This is a genomic window from Streptomyces sp. ME19-01-6 (assembly GCF_033793745.1).
GTDB lineage: Bacteria > Actinomycetota > Actinomycetes > Streptomycetales > Streptomycetaceae > Streptomyces.
In genome coordinates this window covers 71,777-94,173 of the sequence record NZ_JARAXF010000010.1, presented here as the reverse complement: position 1 = coordinate 94,173, position 22,397 = coordinate 71,777, and the positions used below count along the sequence as shown (strand labels likewise).

General features: G+C 71.0%; 20 protein-coding genes and 1 pseudogene. 10 read left to right on the top strand and 11 right to left on the bottom strand.

Going from position 1 to position 22,397, the window contains the following annotated elements; genetic code table 11:
- Positions 1-71 precede the first annotated feature (71 nt).
- The 3 genes from PV419_RS23390 to PV419_RS23380 are packed head-to-tail and all read left to right on the top strand — an operon-like array spanning position 72 to position 2,702.
- Positions 72-1,400 (top strand): ferredoxin reductase family protein, encoded by a 1,329-nt coding sequence (locus PV419_RS23390; RefSeq protein ID WP_319692169.1) that lies wholly within the window; start codon positions 72-74, stop codon positions 1,398-1,400.
- 43 nt (positions 1,401-1,443) lie between these two features.
- Positions 1,444-1,923: an FMN-binding protein gene (locus tag PV419_RS23385; RefSeq protein WP_319691881.1), complete on the top strand. Its 480-nt coding sequence runs from the start codon at positions 1,444-1,446 to the stop codon at positions 1,921-1,923.
- Positions 1,923-2,702 (top strand): FAD:protein FMN transferase, encoded by a 780-nt coding sequence (locus PV419_RS23380; RefSeq protein ID WP_319691879.1) that lies wholly within the window; start codon positions 1,923-1,925, stop codon positions 2,700-2,702. The genes PV419_RS23385 and PV419_RS23380 overlap by 1 nt, the downstream gene beginning before the upstream one ends.
- A 12-nt stretch (positions 2,703-2,714) precedes the next feature.
- Here the strand turns inward: PV419_RS23380 and PV419_RS53355 are convergent, their stop codons facing one another.
- Together PV419_RS53355 and PV419_RS53350 are read right to left on the bottom strand one after the other, a co-directional pair.
- Positions 2,715-2,819 (bottom strand): hypothetical protein, encoded by a 105-nt coding sequence (locus PV419_RS53355; protein WP_415925376.1) that lies wholly within the window; start codon positions 2,817-2,819, stop codon positions 2,715-2,717.
- Entirely contained in the window at positions 2,789-2,959 is a 171-nt protein-coding gene (locus PV419_RS53350) for a hypothetical protein (protein ID WP_415925371.1), read from the bottom strand. The genes PV419_RS53355 and PV419_RS53350 overlap by 31 nt, the downstream gene beginning before the upstream one ends.
- On the opposite strand from PV419_RS53350, the gene PV419_RS23370 reads away from it, so the two are divergent.
- Together PV419_RS23370 and PV419_RS23365 are read left to right on the top strand one after the other, a co-directional pair.
- Positions 2,958-3,551 carry a pyridoxamine 5'-phosphate oxidase family protein gene (locus tag PV419_RS23370; protein ID WP_319691877.1) on the top strand — a complete coding sequence of 198 codons (594 nt, stop codon included), beginning with the start codon at positions 2,958-2,960 and terminating at the stop codon, positions 3,549-3,551. The genes PV419_RS53350 and PV419_RS23370 overlap by 2 nt on opposite strands.
- 80 nt (positions 3,552-3,631) lie before the next feature.
- Positions 3,632-4,633, top strand: a complete 1,002-nt coding sequence (locus PV419_RS23365) for a bile acid:sodium symporter family protein (protein WP_319691875.1) — start codon at positions 3,632-3,634, stop codon at positions 4,631-4,633.
- Between the two features lie 204 nt (positions 4,634-4,837).
- Here the strand turns inward: PV419_RS23365 and PV419_RS23360 are convergent, their stop codons facing one another.
- Together PV419_RS23360 and PV419_RS23355 are read right to left on the bottom strand one after the other, a co-directional pair.
- Complete coding sequence (locus PV419_RS23360; protein ID WP_415925370.1) at positions 4,838-6,787, bottom strand: ABC transporter ATP-binding protein; 1,950 nt, start codon at positions 6,785-6,787, stop codon at positions 4,838-4,840.
- Positions 6,787-8,562 (bottom strand): ABC transporter ATP-binding protein, encoded by a 1,776-nt coding sequence (locus tag PV419_RS23355; protein ID WP_319691872.1) that lies wholly within the window; start codon positions 8,560-8,562, stop codon positions 6,787-6,789. Before PV419_RS23355 ends, PV419_RS23360 begins: the two co-directional genes overlap by 1 nt.
- Before the next feature lie 500 nt (positions 8,563-9,062).
- Between PV419_RS23355 and PV419_RS23350 the strand changes: the two genes are divergently transcribed.
- On the top strand, positions 9,063-9,323 hold the full coding sequence (locus tag PV419_RS23350) for a hypothetical protein (protein ID WP_319691870.1): 261 nt from the start codon (positions 9,063-9,065) through the stop codon (positions 9,321-9,323).
- A 293-nt stretch (positions 9,324-9,616) separates the two neighbouring features.
- Here PV419_RS23350 and PV419_RS23345 read toward each other — a convergent pair whose 3' ends face one another.
- The 5 genes from PV419_RS23345 to argC all read right to left on the bottom strand — a co-directional run bounded on the left by PV419_RS23345 (position 9,617) and on the right by argC (position 14,597).
- Positions 9,617-10,177 (bottom strand): arginine repressor, encoded by a 561-nt coding sequence (locus tag PV419_RS23345; protein WP_319691868.1) that lies wholly within the window; start codon positions 10,175-10,177, stop codon positions 9,617-9,619.
- 23 nt (positions 10,178-10,200) lie between these two features.
- Entirely contained in the window at positions 10,201-11,388 is a 1,188-nt protein-coding gene (locus PV419_RS23340) for an acetylornithine transaminase (protein WP_319691866.1), read from the bottom strand.
- Positions 11,385-12,332, bottom strand: coding sequence for an acetylglutamate kinase (gene argB, locus PV419_RS23335; RefSeq protein WP_319691864.1), 948 nt, complete (start codon positions 12,330-12,332; stop codon positions 11,385-11,387). Before argB ends, PV419_RS23340 begins: the two co-directional genes overlap by 4 nt.
- Positions 12,329-13,483, bottom strand: a complete 1,155-nt coding sequence (argJ, locus tag PV419_RS23330; protein ID WP_319691863.1) for a bifunctional glutamate N-acetyltransferase/amino-acid acetyltransferase ArgJ — start codon at positions 13,481-13,483, stop codon at positions 12,329-12,331. The genes argB and argJ overlap by 4 nt, the downstream gene beginning before the upstream one ends.
- Positions 13,484-13,568: 85 nt before the next feature.
- The gene (gene argC / locus PV419_RS23325; protein ID WP_319691862.1) at positions 13,569-14,597 is read right to left on the bottom strand and encodes an N-acetyl-gamma-glutamyl-phosphate reductase; all 1,029 of its coding nucleotides are present in this window, start codon (positions 14,595-14,597) and stop codon (positions 13,569-13,571) included.
- A 142-nt stretch (positions 14,598-14,739) separates the two neighbouring features.
- On the opposite strand from argC, the gene PV419_RS23320 reads away from it, so the two are divergent.
- Complete coding sequence (locus PV419_RS23320; RefSeq protein ID WP_319691860.1) at positions 14,740-16,959, top strand: NADP-dependent isocitrate dehydrogenase; 2,220 nt, start codon at positions 14,740-14,742, stop codon at positions 16,957-16,959.
- Positions 16,960-17,220: 261 nt separating this feature from the next.
- Complete coding sequence (locus tag PV419_RS23315) at positions 17,221-18,447, top strand: beta-ketoacyl-ACP synthase II (RefSeq protein ID WP_319691858.1); 1,227 nt, start codon at positions 17,221-17,223, stop codon at positions 18,445-18,447.
- A gap of 29 nt (positions 18,448-18,476) precedes the next feature.
- Here PV419_RS23315 and PV419_RS23310 read toward each other — a convergent pair whose 3' ends face one another.
- Entirely contained in the window at positions 18,477-19,523 is a 1,047-nt protein-coding gene (locus PV419_RS23310; protein ID WP_319691856.1) for a hypothetical protein, read from the bottom strand.
- Between the two features lie 93 nt (positions 19,524-19,616).
- On the opposite strand from PV419_RS23310, the gene PV419_RS23305 reads away from it, so the two are divergent.
- Positions 19,617-20,699 (top strand): pyridoxal-phosphate dependent enzyme, encoded by a 1,083-nt coding sequence (locus PV419_RS23305; protein WP_319691854.1) that lies wholly within the window; start codon positions 19,617-19,619, stop codon positions 20,697-20,699.
- On the opposite strand, the gene PV419_RS23300 is transcribed toward PV419_RS23305, so the two are convergent.
- Positions 20,696-21,307 (bottom strand): NADPH-dependent FMN reductase, encoded by a 612-nt coding sequence (locus tag PV419_RS23300; protein ID WP_319691852.1) that lies wholly within the window; start codon positions 21,305-21,307, stop codon positions 20,696-20,698. The genes PV419_RS23305 and PV419_RS23300 overlap by 4 nt on opposite strands.
- Positions 21,308-21,570: 263 nt before the next feature.
- Here PV419_RS23300 and PV419_RS23295 point away from each other — a divergent pair.
- Positions 21,571-22,397 (top strand): annotated as a pseudogene (locus tag PV419_RS23295) (VCBS repeat-containing protein); the annotation flags it as partial.

Here is a 22,397-nt window from a genome sequence, read left to right as displayed (position 1 = left end):
GCGGACGCGTGCGGAAAGGGGACAGGCCGTTGACGACGGTGACGAACAGCCGGACCGACCGGCGGGAGGTGATGCGGCGCATCCGTCCCCGCCGCTCTCCCGCGGTCCCCCTCACCCTGCTGAGCTGGGCGGGGGCCGCGGCGGTGGTCACGCTGTGGTGGCAGAACACCCCGAACGTGGTCGGCAACACCGCGTGGCTGGTCGGCGGGGGACGGCTGACCGGGCTGCTCAGCGGGTACTCCATCGCGCTGGTCGTGCTGCTGATGGCGCGGGTTCCGGCGCTGGAGCGGCGCGTGGGGTCGGACCGGGTCGCACGGTGGCACGCCATGAGCGGCCGGTACACGCTGTGCCTGATCATCGCCCATGTCGTGCTGATCATCTGGGGGTACGCGGCCCAGGCGCAGACGAGCGTCGTCGACCAGACCGTGACGGTGGTGACCGAGTACCCGGACATGATCAAAGCGGCGATCGGCACCGGGCTCCTGCTGCTGATCGGACTGATCTCGGCGGGGCTGGTGCGCCGCCGGATGCCGTACGAGGCCTGGTACTACCTGCACCTGCTGACGTACGCGGGCGTGTTCCTGACCTTCTGGCACCAGCTGTCCGCCGGCGCCGAGTTCGTCGCCGACGAGATGGCGCGCACCGCCTGGTACGCGCTGTACGGCACCGTCAGCGCCGCCGTGGTGTGGTACCGGGTGCTGGTCCCGGTGGGGCTCAACCTGCGGCACCGGATGCGCGTGCTGGCCGTCGTCCCCGAGGCGCCCGGCATGGTGTCGGTGGTGATCGGCGGGCGGAATCTCGACCGGCTGGGCGCGGAGCCGGGGCAGTTCTTCCGCTGGCGGTTCCTCGCGCCGGGCCTGCGGTGGGGCTCCCACCCGTACTCGCTGTCCGCGCCCCCGCAGGAGGAGCGCCTGCGGATCACCGTGAAGGCGGTGGGCGGGCACAGCACGGCGCTCGCCACGCTGGAGCCGGGGACGCGGGTGTGGGCCGAGGGGCCGTACGGGTCGATGACCACCGGGCGGCGCAGCCGCAGCAAGGTGCTGATGATCGCGGGCGGGGCGGGGATCACCCCGCTGCGGGCGCTGTTCGAGACACTGCCCGGCCGAGGCAGCGACATCACGCTGCTCTACCGGGCCCGCAGCATGGAGGACCTGGCGCTGTGGGACGAGCTCCAGCGAATCGCCGAGGAGCGCGGGGCCCGGCTGCTGTACGCCGTGAACGGGCCGGACGGCGCGCGCCCCGAGATCACCCCCGAGCGACTGCGCTCGGTGCTGCCCGATATCGACCGCCACGACGTGTTCGTGTGCGGGCCTCCCGGCCTGGCCGAGCACGCCTACGCGGCGCTGCGCGAGGCCGGGGTGCCCGACCGCCGTATCCACCACGAGTCCTTCGAGATGTAGTCCTTCGAGATGTAGTCCTTCGAAACGCAAGGGAGGCGGAATCATGAAGAGGAAACATCCGCTGCGCCGGATCATCCTGGGCACCGCGGCCACCGTCTCCGGGGTCGTGCTGCTGCTCGCCCTGAAGCAGCCCGGGTCGGAGCCGGTCGCCGCGGCCGGTCAGCAGAATCCCGCACAGGCGCCACAGGCGCCCGCCACCGCACCGGCGGCACCCGGGGGTGGCGGTGGCGGAGGTGGTGGCGGCGGTGCGCGTACGGTCACCGGCGACGCGGCCCAGACCCAGTACGGCCCGGTCCAGGTGAGTGTCACCGTCAGCGGCGGCAAGGTCACCGGCGCCACGGCCGTCAAGACCCCCGACTCCGGCCCGCAGAGCGAGCAGATCGCCGCCGATTCGGTGCCCAAGCTGAACCAGGCCGCGCTGACCGCCCAGAGCGCGAAGATCGACACCGTCTCCGGCGCCACGTACACCAGCGAGGGCTACCGCAAGTCCCTGCAGAGCGCGCTGGACAAGGCCGGTCTGTGATGGACGGCGAGCCGCACCGGATGCTGCATGTCGAGGAGGCCATGGGCACGGTCTTCTCCCTCGACGTCCGTGAGGTGCCCGACACCGCCCGGCCCCGGGTGCGGGCCGCCCTGGACGGGGCGGCGGCCTGGCTGCACCGGGTCGACGAGCTCTTCTCCACCTGGCGGGCGGACAGCCAGATCAGCCGGTTGCACCGCGGCGAGCTGGACCTGTCCCGGTGCGACGCGGACGTATGGGACGTGCTGCGGCTGTGCGAGGAGGCCGATCGGCGCAGCGACGGCTGGTTCAGCGCCCGCCACGCCGGCCGGGTGGACCCGACCGGCCTGGTCAAGGGCTGGGCGGTGGAACGGGCCGCCCAGATGCTGGCCTCGGCGGGAGCCGGGTCGGTGTGTGTCAACGGCGGCGGGGACATCCAGACGCACGGCGGGCCGTGGCGGGTGGGCATCGCCGATCCGCTGCGCCCCGGGGAGCTGGCCGCCGTGGTGGAGACCTGCGACGAGCTGGCCGTGGCCACCTCGGGCCCGGCCGAGCGCGGCTGCCACATCCTGGACCCGTACACCGGCGCGCCCCCCGCGGATCCGCTCGCCTCGGTCACCGTGGTGTGCCGGAGCCTGACGGACGCGGACGCCTGGGCCACCGCGGCGTGCGCGATGGGCGCCGAGCGGGCCCGGCCCTGGCTGCAGCGGCTGCCGGACGCGGCGGCCTTCGCCGTCACGGCCGAGGGCACGACCTGGCAGACGAGCGGCTTCGCGCGGTACGACGCGACGATGTGCGTCTGACACCCCAGAGGCTCAGCCCCCGCCGACCGCCTCGGCCAGCAGGGGCAGGTGGCTCTGGGCCGGGTCCTTGGTCGCCGTGAGCAGGGTCAGCGGCCCGGCCGCGGCCAGGTCGCGCAGGTGGTCGACGGCCTCGCGGCGCTCCGGTTCGGCCAGCTCGGCCGGTAACGCTCGGCGAACTCCGCGAACCGCTCCGGGGCGTGTCCGTACCAGCGGCGCAGCTCGGTGGAGTGTCCCGCCGCCCGGATAATGCGCCTCATGGGAAAGGTCTACGAACGCATTGACGGCAGGCTGCGCGCCTTCATCGAAGAGCAGAAGATCTTCTTCACCGCCACCGCCCCGCTCGCCGGAGACGGCACGGTGAATCTCTCACCGAAGGGGCTGACCGGCTCCTTCGCCGTCCTCGACGAGCTGACGGTGGCCTATCTGGACTTCGCCGGGAGCAACGCGGAGACCATCGCCCACCTCCGGGAGAACGGCCGCATCACCTTGATGTGGTGCGCCTTCACCGGGCCGCCGAACATCGTGCGTGTGCACGGCCGCGGCGAGCCCGTCTTCCGTGACGACCCGCGCTTCCCGGGCCTGCTGGAGCGCTTCCCGGACATCGACGTGGCCGCACACGGGCTGCGGGCGATCGTCGTCGTGACAGCGGAGCTGATCCGGGACACCTGTGGCTTCGCCGTCCCCTTCATGGACTACCGGGAGGACCGCACGCTGCACGGCGACCGCTTCCGGCGCGAGACCGACGACACGCTGGGCGCGTACTTCGAGAAGAAGGAGCACGTGGCCTCGAGCATCGACGGGCTGCCCGGCCTGCCGCTCCCGCTGCCGCCCGGTACCACCCGGTCCTGAGGCGGCCACGGCGATCGATGTAAGTACCAAATAACGAGACGGTGTTGCGCGGCGCCCCGCCGAGGGCGTTCGATCACGCGGTGCGATCCGAAGATACGAGCCGCAGGGCGGACGCCACAGCGCCGCCGACACCGCCGCAGTCCGCCACCGCCGACCGGGCGGCCAGACGGGCCGTCACCGTCTTCCCCGTCCTGGTGCTTGCCGCGGGAGCGGCGGGCCTGGCCACGCCCGGCACCTTCAGCGGGTGGGCGCCGAACGTGCCCTATCTGCTGGGCGTGATCATGTTCTGCATGGGGTTGACCATGACCCCGCAGGACTTCTCCGGCGTCCTCAAGCGTCCGTGGGCGGTGGCGCTCGGCCTGGTGGCGCACTATGTGATCATGCCGGGCCTGGGGTGGCTCATCGCCCACGCCCTCGGCCTGTCACCGCAGTTGGCGGCCGGTGTGATCCTCGTCGGCTGCGCCCCGAGCGGTACCGCCTCGAATGTGGTGACCTACCTGGCGCGCGGCGACGTGGCGCTGTCCGTCTCGGTGGCGACCGTCTCCACGGTACTCGCCCCGCTGGTCACCCCGCCGCTGACGCTGCTGCTGGCCGGGGAGTATCTGCCGGTGGACGCCGGGTCGATGGTCACCGACATCCTCAAGACGGTGCTGCTGCCGGTCGTCGGTGGCCTGGTCGTACGGCTGCTGGCGGGGCGTTACCTCGCGCGGGTGCTGGGCCTGCTCCCCTGGCTGTCGGCGGCCACCATCGCCGTGATCGTGGCGGTGGTGGTGGCGGCGAGCGCGGACGCCATCAAGTCGGCGGCGGCACTGGTGCTGCTGGCCGTCGTGCTGCACAACGGCCTTGGGCTCGCGCTCGGCTACGCGGCGGGCCGCGCCGCCCGCCTCGGCGAGCCCGCCGGGCGGGCCATGGCCTTCGAGGTCGGTATGCAGAACTCGGGCCTCGCGGCATCCCTGGCATCCGCACACTTCAGCCCGCTGGCCGCGCTCCCGGCCGCCATCTTCTCCGTCTGGCACAACATCTCGGGCGCGCTGGTCGCCGCCTGGATGTCCCACCGCTCACGCCGGGCGGCGGAGAGCTGACGGCGAATCAGGGAGGCTTCCCCTGCGGCTGCTGCCGACACTGACGATCTTCTTCAGGGCTCGGTCCAGCCGCGGGGCCTTCGCGGCCGGCAAGGCGATCAGCTCGTCGCGCCGGCGCCGGATGGTGGTGGCGGAGACGTCGTTGCCGCCTGCCATGTCGGCCAGGCGCTGGTCGTGCCGGACCGGCGGCGGCCCGCACGGCGGTCAGGATGCGCTGGTACTCCGCCGACAGCGCGGACTCGGCTCGGCCCGCACCTCGGGCACCGACGGGCCTGTGGCGACAGGCCATGCTCTCCCGCCCTTCAGATCGGCTGGGGTGCGGTCCTCGATGACGCGACCGCCCGCCAGCACCAATACACGGTCGGCGACTTGGATCGTCGAGGGCCGGTGAGCGATGACGAGCGCCGTCCGCCCCCGCAGCACCGTGCGCATCGCGTTCTGTACCGCGCGCTCGCTCGGAATGTCGATGACCGCGGTGGCCTCATCCAGCACGATGACGGAGGGGTTCACCAGGAAGACACGGGCCAAAGCGATCAGCTGTCGCTCGCCCGACGAGAAGCGGCCACCGCGGTCACCGACCTCGGTCTGGTAGCCGTCTTGGAGGGCGGAGATGAAGTGATGGGCCCCGGTCGCCTCGGCGGCGTGTCGGATCTCGTCGAGCGTGGCGTCGGGACGCGCCAGAGCGATGTTCTCGGCAACGGTGCCGGAGAAGAGGAAGCCTTCCTGGGGGACCATGACCACGCCGTGGCGCAGCTCGGTCGCCGCGAGGGATCGCAGATCGACACCGTCGAGGAGGATGCGGCCGCCGGTTGGATCGTGGAACCGTGCCAGCAGCTTGGCCAGCGTGGACTTTCCGCCGCCCGAGGGGCCGATCAGCGCGACCGTCTGGCCGGCTGGGATGTCGAGTTCGAAGCCGCGCAGCACCTCATGCCCGCTGTGGTAGGCGAAGGAGACGTCCTCGTAGCGCACGTGACGTCCGGCGGAGTGTCCACAGAGCGCGGGGAGGGAAACGGGACGGGCAGGTTCGACGACGGTCGGCTGGATGGCCAGCAGCACTGCGATCTTGCCCAGTGATGCCGCCGCTGCCTGGTAGGCGTCGAGGACGCCGCCGAGTCTGAGTGGTTTGTCGTACAGATCCCGCAGGTACAGCGCGACGCCGGCGTAGGTGCCCAACTCCAGCGTGCCGGAGGCCACACGGTATCCGCCCCACAGCACCAGTCCCGCCACGGCGATGTTGGCTACGAGACGCGAGGAGGTCACGTATCGTGCCATTTCCAGTTCGGCCTGTCGGTTCTCCTTGCGGTGTCGTTGGTTGAGCCGTGCGAACCGGCGCTCGTTGCTGCCTTCGCGGCCAAACGCCTGGACGGTGCGGATGCCGGCGAAGGTCTCGCTCATGTCGCCGGCCGCCGCGCCGGCCGCTGTCGAGCGCCGGTGATACACCTGGAGCGAGCGTCCCCGGAAGGAGCGCATGGTCCAGTAGATCGGTGCCATCGCGGCGAGCGCAGCGGTGCCGAGCTGCCAGTCGAGCACCAGCAGGACCGAGGAGATGTAGACCAGGGATACCGCTGCGGTGATGATCTGATCGATTCCGCTCTCGAAGAGCTCGCGGACGGCCTCGACGTCACTGGATGCCCGGGAGGCCAGCGTGCCGGAAGCGTGCTCGTCGTGGAACGCCACGCTCTGCGTCTGAAGGTGGGTGAACAGACGCATACGGAGTTCGCTGATCACACTCTGCCCGACTCCGACGGACAACCGGATGAACATGTTCTGCAACAGACCGGCGGCTGTGACACAGCACGCATAGCCGATGGCGATGGCGATGAGGGGTTTCGCATCGTCGGCGCGCAGCGCCGGGATCGCTCGGTTGATGGTGATGGCGAGGAACACCGGCCCGGCCAGCGCGGCCGCCTGCTGGAGCAGGACGATCACCACGGCCGGCCACAAGCGTCGGATGTCCGATCCCAGTACCGAGCGGAGCAGGCGCCCTGCCGCCCCCCTCGGTGGCGTTGCCTCAAGCAGGTCGGCCGTCTCGCCGGTCGCAGCGGCCGTGTCGGCGGGTGTCGTGGGCCCGTCCGGATTGTCGTCGTCGGCGAGGGAGTCATCGGGCCGTGGCCTCGACGCTTGGGATGTCGATGTGCGTGTTGACCGGCGCATCACAGCCCCTCCCGCGGGTCAACTGTCATCTCGATCGGTGTCATCAAGGCCCTGTATGCCGAGCTGGCGTGCAGCAGCTCCTCGTGAGTGCCAACGGCGATCACCCGGCCGGCGGCCAGTACCGCGACCCGATCGGCCATCAGCACGGTCGACGGCCGATGGGCGATCACCACAGCCGTCGTCGAGGCCAGCACCTCCCGTAGCGCGTCTTGGATCTGAGCCTCGGTGTGCATGTCCAAAGCCGATAGCGGATCATCCAGGACGGCGACCCGAGGACGGCGAACCATGACCCGCGCCAGCGCGATCCGCTGTCGCTGACCGCCGGACAGCGACATCCCGTTCTCACCGACACGGGTTCGACCACCTTCGGCAAGTCGGTCCACGAACTTGTCGGCGCAGGTGGCCCGCAGGGCCCGAGCAAGCTCGTCTGGGTCGGCTTCCGCACCCATGAGGACGTTGTCCGAGATGGTGCCGGAGAACAGGACTGGTTCGTCGAAAGCGACGGCCACCGTGGACCTCATTTCGGCACGGGAGATGGCCGAAATATCGACGCCATCGAGCGTGATGTGGCCGGCGGTGGGGTCGTACAGCCGTGCCACCAAAGAAGCGAGCGTGGTCTTGCCGCTTCCGGTAGCCCCGACCACGGCCAGTGTTTCACCGGGTGCGACACGCAGACTGATGTCCTGCAGCGCCGGCGGATCGTCGGCGGGCGCGCTGGGGTAGCGGAAGCCGACTCCAGCGAATACGAGCTCGGCCGGCCGCTGAGAGCAGGGAGCGTCATGGCAGGCAAGCGCCGCTCTGCCCGTATTCCGGTTCGTGCCGGATCCGCCTTCGCTCACCGCTGTGTCCGGCATGCCGGCCTCCAGCCGTGGATAGCCACCGCGCGGTTGATCGAGCACCTCGAAGTACCTGTTCACAGCTGCTGCCCCGTCATGACATACGGCCAGCAGCGCCCCTGTCTGCTCGATCGCCGGTCGTAGCGCGGCCACCGTTCCCATGAACGCCAACAGCGTCCCGGTCGACAGCTGCCCGTGTGCCGCCTGGACCGCGCCCGTCAGCAGCGCGCCTACCATGGCGAGTCCCGGCAGTCCGGTGATGAGCACCGCCATGCCGCCGAGCAGCCGCGCCTTGTGCAACTCGGCCTCGCGCGCCCTCCTGACCTGGTCACGGAACCGGGCGATCCGGTGGTCGCTCCGGCGGAAGCCTTTGATCACGCGGATACCTGTCACTGACTCCAGGACCGTCGTCGTCAGGTCACCCGACAGATCCCGCGCCCGGCGGGTCGCACCCGCGTACCTGGACTCGAACCGATAGGACAGGAAGATCAGCAGGGGAACAGGTGACAGCAGGATGACGGCGAGCAGCCACTGCTGGGAGATCAGGATCACCGCACCGATGACGAGCGTGGACGCGTGCACCGGCAGGAACGTCAGCGGCCCGGCGATGGCCATGTGGATGACCTGCGGATCCGACGTCCCCCGCGACAACAGCTGCCCGCTGGACCAGCCGTCATGAACAGCGATCGGCAGCCGCTGTACGTGCCGGTAGAAGTCGGCACGCATCCCCGCTTCGATGTCGGCGAGAGGCCCGGCCATCACCCACCGCCGGACGCCGAAGATCAACGCCTCGGCGGCTCCCATGAGCAGGAGCGCCAGCCCTCCGAGGACCACCTCGGACGGCTTCCGCTGTGCCACCGGTCCGTCGACGATCCACTTCAGTACCTGAGGCATCAGCAGCGCCAAGAGCGAGGCCAGCGCAGCCAACGCCGCTGCCATCCGCAGCCTCCAGCGATATGGCCGCACATACGGCCGCAGCCGCCTCAGGGACCGCACGGTTGAAGCCGCGACAGAGGAACGGACTTCCGTCCCTGTCTCCTCGACCATGCGCTTCACCGACCGGGTCGCACGAGTGTGCAGGGGACGAAGTTTTCGTGACTGGGCACGATGGTCTCCTGAGAGAGGTGCCCACCGATGCGCCGATACGGCGTTTCAAGCGGTGAGCAGGGTGCAATGGACGGCTAGCCGCACGCATGCGTGCGTGCTGGGCATAAGGACGGCAGCCATCGACAACACCCCCTTCACTCCGGCAAGTCAGATCTTCCCGTGGCGGCGATCACCGTACACCGGGACGCCGGGCCCGACCAGTGCGGCTGGACCGTGTAGCCCTGCGTAATGAGCCGTGGTGTCGCCGGCATATCGGGGACTGTCGGTCCGATGTCGGTGGGGGCCGGCACCTTTCGAGAGGTCCCCTCCTCACCCGAGTTCAAGGAGCGCACATGACGATCACTGTCCGACCGGGAAGCACCATCATGTTCACCGGCGATTCGATCACCGACTGCCAACGGCGGCAGAGCGAAGACGGTCTCGGGTTCGGCTACCCGCTGCGCGTCGCGGGCGAGTGCGGACTCCGGCACCCGGACCGGCCGGTGACCTGGTTGAACACCGGGAACGGGGGCGACAAGGTGATGGACCTCGAAGGTTCGAAGCGGGTTATGACCGCCTGCTCGCGCCCCTTGCCGAGGCGGGCACGACGCTGATCCTCATCGAGCCGTTCCTCCTGCCGATCCACGGCGTCGTCGAGGCCGGTGCCGCGCTCATCGGAGAGGAAGAGCGAAAGGAATGGCGCACCGACCTGGACCCGAAGATCCAGGTCGTGCGCAAGCTCGCCCGCAAGTACGGCGCGCATCTGCTCGCCGCCACGGCATGTTCGCCGAGCTCGCCGCGACGACCGGGCCGGAGTACTGGGCCGCGGACGGCGTACACCCGACGCCGGCCGGTCACGCCGCACTCGCGGCGGCCTGGCCGCAGCTGCTCCGGGCTGGGCCCAGGGTCAGTGATCCTTCTGGGCCAGGCGGAGCAGGTGGTCGGCGAGTGCCTGGCCGCCCGTGGACTCACGGCTGATCAGCAGCACCGTGTCGTCGCCCGCGATCGTGCCCAGGATCGCGTGGAGCTCCGCCGAGTCGATGGCCGAGGCCAGGAACTGGGCGGCGCCGGGCGGGGTGCGCAGCACCACGAGGTTGGCGGACGCCTCCGCCGAGATCAGCAGCTCACCCGCCAGCCGCGCCATCCGGGCCTCGCTCGCCGACTCGCCGAGCGGGGCCCGGGGCGTACGGTCGCCGCCCTCGGCCGGCACCGCGTAGATCAGCTCGCCCCCGGTGTTGCGGATCTTCACCGCGCCCAGCTCGTCCAGGTCGCGGGAGAGCGTCGCCTGGGTGACGGACAGCCCGTCGTCGGCGAGGAGCTTCGCGAGCTGGCTCTGGGAGCGGACCGGCTGCCGGTTCAGGATGTCCACGATCCGGCGGTGCCGGGCGGTGCGGGTCTGCGGCACGGCCGGGCCACCGCTGTTGTGGTTGCCGTTGCCCTGCGCCTCGGTGTGCTGCGCCTCGGTCATCGTCTCGTCAGTCTCCGGATCCGTCAGTGCCCGTCTCTCCCCTGGGCGGCGTCCAGGGCGCCGGGGAAGGCTCCGAGGAACGCGTCCACCTCCTCGTCGCCGATGACGAGGGGCGGGGCGAGCCGGACCACGTCCGGCGCGACCGCGTTGACCAGGAGTCCCGCGTCCTGAGCCGCCTGCTGCACCTGTGGCGCGAGGGACTTGGTCAGCACGATACCCAGCAGCAGGCCGGAGCCGCGGACATGGCTGATCAACGCGTGGCCGAGCGACTCGATCCCGTCACGCAGCCGCTCCCCGGTCCGCTTGACCCGGTCGAGGATGTCATCGGCCGCGAGGGTGTCGAGCACGGCCAGCGCGGCGGCGCAGGCCACCGGGTTGCCGCCGAAGGTCGAGCCGTGCTGACCTGGGGTCAACAGCTCGGCGGCGGGCCCGAAGGCCACGGTCGCGCCGATGGGCAGGCCGCCGCCCAGCCCCTTGGCGAGGGTCACCACATCGGGCTCGACGCCCTGCGCCTGGCATTCGAGCCAGTGGCCGGTGCGGCCGATTCCCGTCTGGATCTCGTCGATGACCAGCAGGGTGCCGGTGGCCCGGGTGATCTCGCGGGCCGCCGCGAGATATCCCGCCGGGGGCACGACGACGCCGTTCTCGCCCTGGACCGGCTCCACGATGAACAGCGCGGTGTCGGTGGTGACGGCCGTGCGCAGCGCGTCCACGTCCCCGTACGGCACATGGGTGACGTCGCCGGGCAGTGGCAGGAACGGCTCCTGCTTGGCGGGCTGGCCGGTGAGCGCGAGGGCGCCCATGGTGCGGCCGTGGAAGCCGCCGGTGGTGGCCACCATGTGGGTACGGCCGGTGCGCCGCCCGATCTTGAAGACGGCCTCGACGGCCTCCGCGCCGGAGTTGGAGAAGTAGACCCGCCCGGGCCGGTCGAGGAGCTGCAGCAGCCGCTCGGCCAGCGCCACCGGGGGCTCGGCGATGAACAGGTTCGAGACATGGCCGAGGGTGGCGATCTGGTCGGACACGGCCCGTACGACGGCGGGGTGGGCGTGGCCGAGGGAGTTGACGGCGATGCCGCCGATGAAGTCCAGGTACTCCTTGCCGTCCGCGTCCCAGACCTTGGCGCCCTCGCCGTGGGTGAGCGGGACCCGCGGGGTGCCGTAGTTGTCCATCAGCGCACCCTGCCAGCGCTGGGTCAGCTTCTCGTTGCTCACCGGTCCGCCCCCTCGCCCTTCGCGTTCTCGTTGTCGGTGTTCTCGTTGTCCGGGTCCGGCAGGACCATCGTGCCGATGCCCTCGTCGGTGAAGATCTCCAGCAGGATGGAGTGCTGCACCCGCCCGTCGATGACCCGCGCGGTGTTGACGCCGTTGCGCACGGCGTGCAGGCAGCCCTCCATCTTCGGCACCATGCCGCTGGCCAGCTCGGGCAGCAGCTTCTCCAGCTCGCTCGCGGTGAGCTTGCTGATCACCTCGTCGCTGTTCGGCCAGTCCGCGTACAGGCCCTCGACATCGGTGAGCACCATCAGCGTCTCGGCGCCCAGCGCGGCGGCGAGCGCGGCCGCGGCGGTGTCGGCGTTGACGTTGTAGACGTGGCCATCATCGGCGCTGCGGGCGATGGAGGAGACGACCGGGATACGGCCGTCGTCCAGCAGGGCCTGGACCGCGCCGGTGTCGATCTCGGTGATCTGGCCGACCCGGCCGATGTCCACCCGCTCGCCGTCGATTTCGGCGAAGTGCTTGGTGGCGGACATCAGGTGCGCGTCCTCGCCGGTCATGCCGACGGCGAGCGGGCCGTGGTGGTTGAGCAGCCCGACCAGCTCGCGCTGGACCTGTCCGGCCAGCACCATCCGTACGACGTCCATGGCCTCGTCGGTGGTGACCCGGAGCCCCGCCTTGAACTCGCTGACCAGGCCGTGCCGGTCGAGCTGGGCGCTGATCTGCGGGCCGCCGCCGTGCACCACGACGGGGCGCAGCCCCGCGTGGCGCAGGAAGACGACGTCCTGGGCGAAGGCGCCCTTCAGCTCCTCGTCGACCATGGCGTTGCCGCCGAACTTGATGACGACGGTCTTGCCGTGGTGGCGGGTCAGCCAGGGCAGCGCCTCGATGAGGATGCGCGCCTTGGGCAGGGCGGTGTGTTTACGGGCGGTCGGCCGGCTCATGAGGAGTACGCGCTGTTCTCGTGGACGTAGTCGGCGGTCAGGTCGTTGGCCCAGATGACGGCGGACTCGTCGCCCGCGGACAGGTCGGCGGTGATGCGCACCTCGCGGTAGCGCATGTCGACCAGCTCCCGGTCCTCGCCGACGGAACCGTTCTTGCACACCCACACGCCGTTGATGGCGACGTTGAGCTGGTCCGGCTCGAAGGTGGCGGAGGTGGTGCCGATCGCGGAGAGCACCCGGCCCCAGTTGGGGTCCTCGCCGTGGATGGCGCACTTGAGGAGGTTGTTACGGGCGATCGAGCGGCCCACCTCGACGGCGTCGTCCTCGGTGGCCGCGCCCACCACCTCGATGCGGATGTCCTTGGAGGCGCCCTCGGCATCGCCGATCAGCTGGCGCGCCAGGTCGGCGCAGACCTCGCGGACCGCCTCGGCGAACTCCTCGGCGGCGGGCGTGATCCCGGACGCCCCGGAGGCGAGCAGCAGCACGGTGTCGTTGGTCGACATGCAGCCGTCGGAGTCGACCCGGTCGAAGGTGGTGCGGGTGGCGGCGCGCAGCGCGGAGTCGAGGTCCTGGGCCTCGACGTCGGCGTCGGTGGTGAGCACGACGAGCATGGTGGCGAGGCCGGGGGCCAGCATGCCCGCGCCCTTGGCCATGCCGCCGACGACCCAGCCGCCGGTGCCCTGTGCCACGGCGGTCTTGTGCACGGTGTCGGTGGTCTTGATGGCGATGGCGGCCTTGTCGCCGCCGTGGGGGGTCAGCTCGGCCGCCGCCTTCTCCACGCCGGGGAGCAGCTTGTCCATGGGCAGCCTGATGCCGATGAGCCCGGTGGAGGCGACGGCGATCTCGCCGGCGCTGTGCCCGAGGACCTCCGCGACCTTCTCCGCGGTGGCGTGGGTGTCCTGAAAGCCGAGCGGGCCGGTGCAGGCGTTGGCCCCACCGGAGTTGAGGACGACCGCGCTGACCGCGCCGCCCTTCAGTACCTGCTCGGACCACAGGACGGGGGCGGCCTTGACGCGGTTGGAGGTGAAGACACCGGCGGCGGCCGGTCGCGGCCCGTTGTTGACGACGAGGGCCAGGTCGGGGTTGCCGTTCTCCTTGATACCCGCCGCGACGCCGGAGGCGGTGAAGCCCTGGGCTGCCGTAACGCTCACTGTGACTCCTTGTTCGCCCCGCCATGGGGACGGTTCATGTGGTGTGCGCCGGTGTCCGCCCGGCTCATGGCGCTGTCCCGCTCACTCATGGCGCGATCCCGGTCGTGGAGAGCCCCAGCTCCTCCGGGAGGCCGAGCGCGACGTTCATGCTCTGGACCGCGCCGCCGGCGGTGCCCTTGGTGAGGTTGTCGATGGCGCTGATGGCGATGACGCGGCCGGCCGCCGCGTCGTGGGCGACCTGGATCAGCGCGGCGTTCGATCCGTACACGGCGGCGGTGGACGGCCACTGCCCCTCGGGGAGGAGGTGGACGAACGGCTCGTCCTGGAGCGCCTTCTCGTACGCGGCCCGGACGGACTCGGCCGTCACCCCGGGCCGGGCCTTGGCGCTGCAGGTGGCGAGGATGCCGCGGGGCATGGGGGCGAGGGTGGGGGTGAAGGAGACCGAGACCGGCTCCCCCGCCGCCGCCGAGAGGTTCTGGATCATCTCGGGGGTGTGCCGGTGGCCGCCGCCGACGCCGTACGGGCTCATGGCGCCCATCACCTCGCTGCCCAGCAGATGCGGCTTGGGCGCCTTGCCCGCGCCGGAGGTGCCGGAGGCGGCGACGATCACGGCTTCGGGCTCGACCAGCCCCGCCGCGTACGCCGGGAAGAGCGCGAGCGAGACGGCGGTCGGGTAGCAGCCTGGGACCGCGACGCGCCTGGACCCCTCCAGCGCGTCGCGGGCCCCGGGCAGTTCGGGGAGGCCGTAGGGCCAGGTGCCCGCGTGCGGCGAGCCGTAGAACCTCTCCCAGTCCCCCGCGTCCTCCAGCCGGAAGTCGGCCCCGCAGTCGATGATCAGGACCTCGTCCCCGAGCTGCTCCGCGACGGCGGCGGACTGGCCGTGCGGCAGCGCGAGGAACACCACGTCGTGCCCGGCCAGGGCTTCGGTGCTGGTGGGCTCGAGGACCCGGTCGGCCAGCGGCAGCAGGTGCGGTTGCAGGGCTCCGAGGCGCTGGCCGGCGTTGGAGTTTCCGGTCAGGGTGCCGATCTCCACCTGGGGGTGGGTGAGCAGCAGGCGCAGCACCTCGCCGCCCGCGTATCCACTCGCTCCGGCCACCGCCGCACGTACCGCCATCGATACCTCCCTGTCGATGGCATGACTATACGGTTGCCCGAAGCTTTATGCAATGAGGCTTTTCGAGGGTCCATTCGAGAGGGGGCCGATGACGAGATATCTTGATGTCGAGCAATGTTGCAGACGTGGAGCGGAGCACCCGGTGACTGACTCGACCATCATCTATACGCACACCGACGAGGCCCCGGCCCTGGCGACGTATTCGTTCTTGCCGGTGGTCCAGGCCTACGCGTCGACGGCCGGTGTCGCTGTGGAGACCCGCGACATCTCGCTGGCCGGGCGCATCATCGCCGTCTTCCCCGAGTACCTGGAGGAGGGCCTGCGGATCCCCGACGCCCTCGCGGAACTCGGCGAGCTGGCCAAGACGCCCGAGGCCAACATCATCAAGCTGCCGAACATCTCGGCCTCGATCCCGCAGCTGAAGGCCGCGGTCGCCGAGCTGCAGCAGCAGGGCTACACGCTGCCGGACTACCCGGACGACCCGAAGACCGACGAGGAGCGCGAGATCCGCGCCCGCTACGACAAGATCAAGGGCTCCGCCGTCAACCCGGTGCTGCGCGAGGGCAACTCCGACCGCCGCGCCCCCGCCTCGGTCAAGAACTACGCCAAGACGCACCCGCACCGCATGGGCGCCTGGAGCCCCGAGTCGAAGACCAACGTCGCCACCATGGGCGTCGACGACTTCCGTTCCACCGAGAAGTCCGCGGTCGTCTCCGAGGCCGGGAGCCTGCGCATCGAGCTGGCGGGGGACGACGGCTCCACCACCGTCCTGCGCGAGTCGGTACCCGTGCTGGCGGACGAGGTCGTGGACACGTCGGTGATGCGGGTGGCGGCGCTGCGTGAGTTCCTCACCGCGCAGGTGGCCCGCGCCAAGGCCGAGGACGTGCTGTTCTCGCTGCACCTGAAGGCCACGATGATGAAGGTCTCCGACCCGATCGTCTTCGGCCACGCGGTGCGGGCCTTCTTCCCGAAGACCTTCGCCGAGTTCGGCGAGGTGTTCGCCGCGGCCGGCCTGACCCCCAACGACGGGCTCGGCGGCATCCTCAAGGGCGTGGAGTCGCTGCCCGAGGGCGACAGGATCAAGGAGTCCTTCGAGGCCGAGCTGGCCGCGGGCCCCCGGCTGGCGATGGTCGACTCCGACCGCGGCATCACCAACCTGCACGTCCCCTCCGACGTCATCGTCGACGCCTCCATGCCGGCCATGATCCGCACCTCCGGCCACATGTGGGGCCCCGACGGCCAGGAGGCCGACACCCTCGCCGTCCTCCCCGACAGCAGCTACGCCGGCATCTACCAGGCCGTCATCGACGACTGCCGGGCCAACGGCGCCCTCGACCCCGCCTCCATGGGCTCGGTCCCGAACGTCGGCCTGATGGCGCAGAAGGCCGAGGAGTACGGCAGCCACGACAAGACCTTCGAGATCCCCACCACGGGCACCGTCCGCGTCCTCGACGAGGCCGGCAACGTGGTCCTGGAGCAGGTCGTCGGCGCCGGTGACATCTTCCGCATGTGCCAGACCAAGGACCTGCCGATCCGCGACTGGGTCAAGCTCGCCGTCACCCGCGCCCGCGCCACCGGCGACCCGGCGGTCTTCTGGCTCGACGAGAACCGCGCCCATGACGCCCAGCTGATCGAGAAGGTCAAGGCGTACCTGCCCGAGCACGACACCGAGGGCCTGCAGATCGAGATCAAGGCTCCGGTCGACGCGATCACGTTCTCCCTGGAGCGGATCCGCCGCGGCGAGAACACCATCTCGGTCACCGGCAATGTGCTGCGGGACTACCTGACCGACCTGTTCCCGATCCTGGAGCTGGGCACCAGCGCCAAGATGCTCTCGGTCGTCCCGCTGATGGCGGGCGGCGGCCTCTTCGAGACGGGCGCCGGCGGCTCCGCGCCGAAGCACGTCCAGCAGCTGGTCAAGGAGAACTACCTGCGCTGGGACTCGCTGGGCGAGTTCTTCGCGCTGGTGCCGTCCTTCGAGCAGTACGCGAAGACCACCGGCAACGCGCGCGCCCAGGTGCTCGCCGACACCCTCGACCGGGCCACCGCCACCTTCCTCAACGAGGACAAGTCGCCCAGCCGCCGGGTCGGCGGCATCGACAACCGCGGCAGCCACTTCTACCTGGCGCTGTACTGGGCGCAGGAGCTGGCCAAGCAGACCGGCGACGCGGACCTGGCCAAGGCCTTCGGCCCGCTCGCCGAGACGCTCGCCGCCCAGGAGCAGACGATCGTCGACGAGCTGATCGCCGTCCAGGGCGAATCGGCCGACATCGGCGGCTACTACCAGCCCGACCCGGCCAAGGCCGCCGCCGTGATGCGTCCGTCGGCGACCTTCAACGAGGCCCTCGCCACCCTCGTCTGACACGGCGGCCCGCTCCTTCCCGCCCTTTCCCGCCCCGGTTGGACACTCGTCCGGCCGGGGCGGTCCCTTTTTCACCCTCCGCGGTTCCCCGGTCACCGCTCCATCGCTCAATAGCCGATCCCTACAAAATCCCGACGCCGGACTGCTGGGATCACAACATCTATTCGAGCGGAATCCCCCTGACAGAGTGGCCGACAAGTCGATCTCCTCCCGCGATGGTGATGCGGGAGTTGTGTGTCCACTACACGGGGGTAGTTTTCGATGCGCTCTGACACCGACCAGGTGGTGGTCACCGGTCTCGGGGCCACCACGCCGCTCGGCGGCGATGTGGCCTCGACCTGGTCCGGGATGCTGACGGGGAGATCCGGGATCAGCAGAATCGAGGAGGAGTGGGCGGCTGAGGCGCCCGTACGGATCGCGGGCCGACTGGCGGTCGATCCGTCCGAGGTCCTGGACCGGGTGCAGGCCCGGCGCATGGACCGCTGCCAGCAGATCGCACTCATCGCCGCCCGTGAGGCATGGGCCGACGCGGGCGCCCCCGACGTCGATCCGGAGCGGCTGGCCGTGGCCATCGGCACGGGCACCGGGGGCACGCTGACCATGATCCGCCAGAACGACATCATGGAGTCCTCCGGAATGCGGCGGATGTCCCCGCACTCCGTCCCCATGCTGATGGCGAACGGCCCCGCCGCCTTGGTCAGCATCGAACTCGGCGCGCGCGGCGGAGCCCACGCCCCGGTCAGCGCCTGCGCCTCGGGAGCCGAGGCGATCGCGCTGGGCTTAGACCTGATCCGCCTCGGCCGGGCCGACGTGGTCGTCGCGGGCGGCACCGAGGCCTGCGTCAACCCGCTGGTGCTGGCCGGATTCGCCCAGGCCAGAGCCCACTCCACGCGCAACGACGAGCCCGAGCGAGCGTCCCGGCCCTTCGACGTCGACCGCGACGGCTTCGTCATCGGCGAGGGCGCGGCCGTGGTCGTCCTGGAGCGCGCCGAGTTCGCCGCCGCCCGCGCCGCCCGCGCCCATGCGACGCTCGCCGGGGCCGGGGTCACCTCGGACGCCCACCACATCACCGCCGCGCACCCGGAGGGTCAGGTCCGCGCCATGCGCCTGGCCTTGGCCGCCGCGGGGCTGACCCCGCTCGCGATCGAACACATCCACGCCCATGCGACCTCCACCCCCATGGGCGATCTCGCCGAGGCCGAGTCGATCGCCGAGGCCATCGGCGTCCATCCCTCCGTGACCGCGACCAAGTCCATGACCGGCCACCTCTTCGGGGCGGCGGGGGCGGTCGGCGCGCTCTCCGCGATTCTCGCGGTGCGCGACGGGGTGATCCCCGCGACCCAGAACGTCGACGCCCTCGACCCCAAGGTGAAGCTCGACGTCGTCACGGGGCAGCCCCGACGCGGCGCGTCACCGGCCGCGGCACTGAGCAACTCCTTCGGATTCGGCGGCCACAACACCTCGCTCGTGTTCACCTCCGCGCCCTGAACCGGCGCGATGGGCCCGGAGGAGGGCGCTCAGGGGTTCTCCCGCAGCGTCAGCCCGTAGAAGTCCACCTGGTAGTCGTCCACGGTCTGGGCGTGGTCCGAGAGGCTCAGGTCCTTCGGTGACGCCACCCCCAGGTCGCGGAGGGTGCCGACGAGCAACCGGGCCAGCCGGGGGCCATCGGTGTCATCCGGGCCGAAGACGCCAAAGTGGTGCGTCCAGTCGATCCAGTGGGAGAGCTCCGCGGGCGTGGTGGCCTCCGGGATCCAGCCGAGGGAGGCCGGGTCGGTGCCGGAACCCGCGCTGCCCAGCTCCTCCGTGTTGTAGACGATCTCCAGCCGGTCGCCGCAGAGGATATGGAAGACGACCGGCCCGTAGGTGCCCGGCACCAGCGCGTGGATGCCGAGATCCAGCTCGGTGCCGAGAGCGCTGGTCTCGGCCGGGAGCGAGCCCAGGAAGTCGCTCAGCGCGGTGGTGTAGACGTCCCAGTCGTCCGTGCTCCAGTAGCCGGGGAAGCCCAGGCCCCCGTTGGCCGAGACCGGGAGGGAGCCGAAGAAGCCGCCGAGCGCGAAGTCCTCGCCATGGCCCTGCCGCCAGAACCAGTTCTCCACCGGGTCGGTCGGCTGGAGCAGCAGCTCCGGCCCCCGCTCCCCCGCGCGCAGCTCCAGCGTGTCGGGCTTCCCGCGCCACCGCAGAAAGGGGCTCCCCCACAGCGGCGTGGACTCGTAGAACGGCCCGAGGTCCCCGTACGCCCCCATGATGGACGCGCGCCCGAACGCCGGCATCAGCGCCTCCGCCGCCCTGCGGAAGCTGTCCGCCTTGGCGGCGGCCCCGCCCTCCACCAGCTCGACCGGCACATGGAGCCCGACGAACTCCTCCCCGTCATGCGCGAACGGCGACTCGTGCTGCCCCGTCGGCCGCAGCCACGCCTCGCCCGCGTCGCCCGCGGCCTCGCGCCACTCCCACCCGAGCGACGAGACCACCGCCCGCAGCGCGGGCTCCCGCCACCCCCCGGTGTCGGCTCCCCTGAGCCGCCGCGCCACCTCGACCAGCCGCTCGCCTTCCAGCACCACCGTCACGTCCGAACTCCCCGTCGCGCACCGTACTTGACAACCACGACGATGCCATACGGCACCGACGACGCGCCGGGCCCCTGGGTATGGTCAGTGCCCATGACCTCGGAACACCCCAACGCCTGGGCGGCGGAAGCGATCCGGCGCCTCCACGCGGAAGGCCGCGCCCACGGCCCGACGCCCCTCCGTCCGCTCCCGCTGCCCGCGCTGCGGGACGTCGAGGTCTATCTCAAGGACGAGTCCGCGCACCCCACCGGCAGCGTGAAACACCGCCTGGTACGGGCCATGTACTGCCAGGCGATCTCGAGCGGCCGGATCACGGCGGACACCACCGTGGTCGCCGCCACCGGCGGCGCGGTCGCCGTCGCGGGGGCCCACTTCGCGCGGCTGCTCGACCTTCCGTTCCGCGCCGTCGTACCGGCGAAGACCCCGGCCGACACCCTGGCCCGCATCGAGCGGGAGGGCGGTCGGTGGCAGACGGGCGAACAGCCGCCGGCCGCGGTGCAGAAGGAGGCCCGCGAGCTGGCCGAGCGGCTCGGCGGACACTTCCTGGACCACTTCACCGACGCCGGACCGGCCCTGGCCGGATGCGGCGAGCCGACGATCGCCGACGAGATCTTCGAGCAGCTGCGCGCGGAGCCGCACCCGGTGCCCGCGTGGATCGTGACGGGCGCCGGAACCGGCGCCACCTCGGCCTCGATCGGCCGCCATCTGCGACACCACGGCCACCCCACCCGGCTGGCCGTGGTGGACCCGGAGAACTCCGCCTACTTCCCCTCATGGGCGAGCGGCTGCAGCGACTACGCCACCGGCATGCCCTCCCGGATCCCCGGCATCGGCCGCCCCCGCACCGAGCCCGGCTTTCTGCCGACCGTGATCGACCTGGTGATCCCGGTCCCGGACGCCGCGTCCGTCGCGGCCCTGCGGTGGCTTCACGACACGGCCGGCGTCCCGGCCGGCCCGGCGGCCGGCACCGGCCTGTGGGGCGTGTGCCACCTCGTGTCGCGGATGCGCGAGGCGGGCGCGCGGGGCAGCGTGGTCAGCCTTGTCGGCGACCACGCCGAGCCGTACCGCGGCACCCACCTGGACCCGGAGTGGGCACGCGCGCGAGGGCTCGACCCCGGCCCGTACGCGGAGGCCGTCGAGCGGTTCGCCACCACGGGGGAATGGGACGCCGGTTAGGCCCCAGCGGCGCGGTCCGCAAACTCTTCCTCGGCCCCATCCGCGGCCGAGGACCCCCAGCCGGCCGCCACATGGCCGACGAGCGCACGGGCGACCTCGGCGATGGCCTCGCGCACCCCGGGGTCCGTGACCGTGCCGGTCCCGGCGTCGACGGCGGCCCGGGACACCGGCACCCGCACACACGCCTCCTCGACCAGGTGTGCCCCCGTGTACCCGAGGACCGTGCGCAAGGCTCGATGGGCGCCCTCGGCCCCGGTGGGGGACGAGGAGGCGTTGATCCAGCCCACCGGCTTGTCCACGATCTCCATCCCGCCGACCGTCCAGTCCAGCAGGTTCTTGAACGAGCCGGGCAGATCCCCCGCGTATTCGGGCGTGCAGAACAACACCGCGTCGGCTTCGGCGACCACCCGGCGCAGCCGGGCCACCTCCGCGGGCAGCGGCTCGACATCGTCGTCCGGGTTGAAGTGCGGCAGCGACGCCATGCCGCGGTACTCCAGCGGGCGGACCCGGTCGCCGAGAAGCCCGGGCAGGGTGCGCACCACCGCCGTGTTGGTGGAGCCTTCGCGCAGGCTTCCGCTGATGAGTACGAGATTCGCCGTACGGTTCATGGTCGAAATGCTATGCGGCCGGCCCCGGGAGGTCGGCCGGGAGCCCGGCCGGGAGCCCGGACGAGGCGGAATCGGCGGTTCTCTGGGCCGCTTCTAGACGGCCTATAGGGAACGCGGATGGCTCCGCCCGGTCTTGCAGAAGCGTTGTAGGTCTCCTGAAGCCACGACCGCGAGTGTTTTTCCTGTCACGAAACGGACCACATCGCCTCGGGCGATCCATGGTGTGAGGAGACCCAATGCTCGCGAGGGGGAATTCCGGCCGCGTGAAACTCGCGGTCGCGACGGCGACGGCACTGGCGGCGCTGATGTCCACAGCCGCCACCGCGCAGGCGGCCACAGGGGGGACGGCTTTCGGAACCGCGTCTGCAGCTGCGCTGACGGCCGGTGGTGAGAGAGCCATCGACGCCCAGAAGAATCCGACGGCCACGGCAGCGGCCCAGCCGATCAGCCGGAACGAGGTCATCACCCGGGCCAAGAGCTGGCTGATCCCTTCGGTGCCCTACAGCCAGTCCGCCTACCACACCAACCAGTACGGCACCTATCGCACGGACTGCTCCGGCTATGTGTCGATGGCCTGGGGACTGCCCGGGAAGCCGCAGGACCCCAACGGCGGGACCAACACCGTCGGGCTCACCCAGATCAGCAACGCCATCGGCAAGGAGGACCTGAGGACCGGGGACGCCCTGATCGACGCCAACGGAGACGAGAACACCCGCCACGCGGTGCTGTTCGAGAAGTGGGCCGACGCCGCCCACACGTCCTACTGGGGCTACGAACAGGCCGGCGGCACCGGCACCATCTACCGCAAGATCCCGTACCCGTACTCCAGCACCCCGGGCGACTACAAGCCGTACCGCTACCGCAACATCGTCGACGGCGGGCCCAAGGGTTCCTCGGTGTCGGGGGACGGCAAGGCCGACATCGTGACGGTCCTGGACAACGGCGATGTGAAGGCGTGGCGCAACGGCGCGGGTTTCGCGCAGATGCCCTGGGACGCCGATGTCGTCATCGGCCAGGGCTTCACCAAGGACAACACCCACTTCGCCGACCTCGACGGCGACGGCAAGTCGGAGCTCGTCACCGTCCTCGA

What these genes read in the sequence shown, in the direction of transcription:
- PV419_RS53350 (WP_415925371.1), bottom strand. Translation starts at nt 2,959, where the DNA reads ATGAGGCGCATTATCCGGGCGGCGGGACACTCCACCGAGCTGCGCCGC.
- PV419_RS23360 (WP_415925370.1), bottom strand. Translation starts at nt 6,787, where the DNA reads ATGCGCCGGTCAACACGCACATCGACATCCCAAGCGTCGAGGCCACGG.
- PV419_RS23370 (WP_319691877.1), top strand. Translation starts at nt 2,958, where the DNA reads ATGGGAAAGGTCTACGAACGCATTGACGGCAGGCTGCGCGCCTTCATC.
- PV419_RS23315 (WP_319691858.1), top strand. Translation starts at nt 17,221, where the DNA reads ATGCGCTCTGACACCGACCAGGTGGTGGTCACCGGTCTCGGGGCCACC.
- PV419_RS23300 (WP_319691852.1), bottom strand. Translation starts at nt 21,307, where the DNA reads ATGAACCGTACGGCGAATCTCGTACTCATCAGCGGAAGCCTGCGCGAA.
- argC (WP_319691862.1), bottom strand. Translation starts at nt 14,597, where the DNA reads ATGGCGGTACGTGCGGCGGTGGCCGGAGCGAGTGGATACGCGGGCGGC.
- PV419_RS23345 (WP_319691868.1), bottom strand. Translation starts at nt 10,177, where the DNA reads ATGACCGAGGCGCAGCACACCGAGGCGCAGGGCAACGGCAACCACAAC.
- PV419_RS23385 (WP_319691881.1), top strand. Translation starts at nt 1,444, where the DNA reads ATGAAGAGGAAACATCCGCTGCGCCGGATCATCCTGGGCACCGCGGCC.
- PV419_RS23380 (WP_319691879.1), top strand. Translation starts at nt 1,923, where the DNA reads ATGGACGGCGAGCCGCACCGGATGCTGCATGTCGAGGAGGCCATGGGC.
- argB (WP_319691864.1), bottom strand. Translation starts at nt 12,332, where the DNA reads ATGAGCCGGCCGACCGCCCGTAAACACACCGCCCTGCCCAAGGCGCGC.
- PV419_RS23305 (WP_319691854.1), top strand. Translation starts at nt 19,617, where the DNA reads ATGACCTCGGAACACCCCAACGCCTGGGCGGCGGAAGCGATCCGGCGC.
- PV419_RS23355 (WP_319691872.1), bottom strand. Translation starts at nt 8,562, where the DNA reads ATGGCAGCGGCGTTGGCTGCGCTGGCCTCGCTCTTGGCGCTGCTGATG.
- PV419_RS23350 (WP_319691870.1), top strand. Translation starts at nt 9,063, where the DNA reads ATGACGATCACTGTCCGACCGGGAAGCACCATCATGTTCACCGGCGAT.
- PV419_RS23390 (WP_319692169.1), top strand. Translation starts at nt 72, where the DNA reads ATGCGGCGCATCCGTCCCCGCCGCTCTCCCGCGGTCCCCCTCACCCTG.